We start from the raw sequence: 1,268 nt of genomic DNA on the forward strand, positions 1-1,268 counted from the left end.
GAGGCCCTGCGCGTGGCGGGCCTGCAGCAGGCACTGCAAGCGCGGGGCCTGCAGGTGCGCGACCTGGGCAACCTGGGCGGCCCCGCCAACCCCTGGCAGCCCGCCGTCGAAGGCTATCGCCACCTGCCCGAGGTGGTGCAGTGGAACCAGAGCGTTTTCGACGCGGTGTATGCGGAGCTGCAGCAGGGGCACTTGCCCATCCTGCTGGGCGGCGACCATTGCCTGGGCCTGGGCAGCATCAGCGCCGTAGCGCGCCACTGCGCCGAAGCGGGCAAGAAGCTGCGCGTGCTCTGGCTCGACGCCCATGCCGACTTCAACACCAGTGCGCTCACCCCCAGCGGCAACGTGCATGGCATGCCGGTGGCCTGCCTGTGCGGCTTCGGACCGCAGGAGCTGACCGGCCTGGCCGGCATGCCCGGCGGGGGCCCGGCCCTGCGGCCCGACCAGATCCGCCAGATCGGCATCCGCAGCGTGGACGCCGGAGAAAAGCGCTTTGTGCACGAGCAGGGGCTGGAAGTGTTCGACATGCGCTTCATCGACGAGGTGGGCATGCGCCAGACCATGCTGCAGGCGCTGGACGGCCTCGACGGCAACACCCACCTGCACGTGAGCTTCGACGTCGACTTCCTCGATGCCGAGATCGCCCCCGGCGTGGGCACCACGGTGCCCGGCGGGCCCACCTACCGCGAGGCGCAGCTGTGCATGGAGATGATTGCCGACAGCGGCCGCCTGGCGTCGCTGGACGTGGTCGAGGTCAATCCGGCGCTCGATGTGCGCAACAAGACGGCGCTGCTGGCCGTGGATCTGGTGGAATCGCTTTTCGGCAAGAGCACGCTGATGCGCGTGCCTGCGGCTTGAACCTGCACGCCGGCCCCACGCGGCGGGGCTGCCGCCGCAGGGGCAACGAGGCCAAGGCCCTCAGCGCTTGACCACCGACAGCCGGCGCAGCAACTGCTGCACGATGTCGGTCTGCATGTTGCGAAACAGCAGGGCCTCTTCGGCTTCCTTGGCCAGAGCGATGGTTTCGTTGTAGCTGATCTCGCGCTGCTGCAGCAATTCGGTGTCAGGGATCAGCTCGTCACCCGCGGGCGTGCGCAGCTTGAAGCGCACGCGCAGGCGCAGCTGCAGCTCGCGCACCTGGCCCGATGCGTTGAGGCCCACCACCACGCGTTCATGCTGCTCGGACAGCAGATCGAGAATGGCCTCGGCCTTGGGCATGGCGGCCGGGTCGCGCAGCACCTGCAGCGCGCTGCCCGAGCCATCCAGCG

At 69.3% G+C, this 1,268-nt stretch carries 2 protein-coding genes; one reads left to right on the forward strand and one right to left on the reverse strand.

Annotation, left to right across the window (positions count from 1 at the left end):
- The coding region (gene rocF / locus ACDELDRAFT_RS22610; protein WP_005801294.1) for an arginase at positions 1-858 on the forward strand (858 nt) is incomplete at its 5' end.
- Between the two features lie 60 nt (positions 859-918).
- On the opposite strand, the gene ACDELDRAFT_RS22615 is transcribed toward rocF, so the two are convergent.
- Positions 919-1,268, reverse strand: a 350-nt coding sequence (locus tag ACDELDRAFT_RS22615; protein WP_040330745.1) for an LPS-assembly lipoprotein LptE, incomplete at its 5' end; no start/stop codon positions are given.

The organism is Acidovorax delafieldii 2AN (assembly GCF_000175235.1).
GTDB lineage: Bacteria > Pseudomonadota > Gammaproteobacteria > Burkholderiales > Burkholderiaceae_C > Acidovorax > Acidovorax delafieldii_B.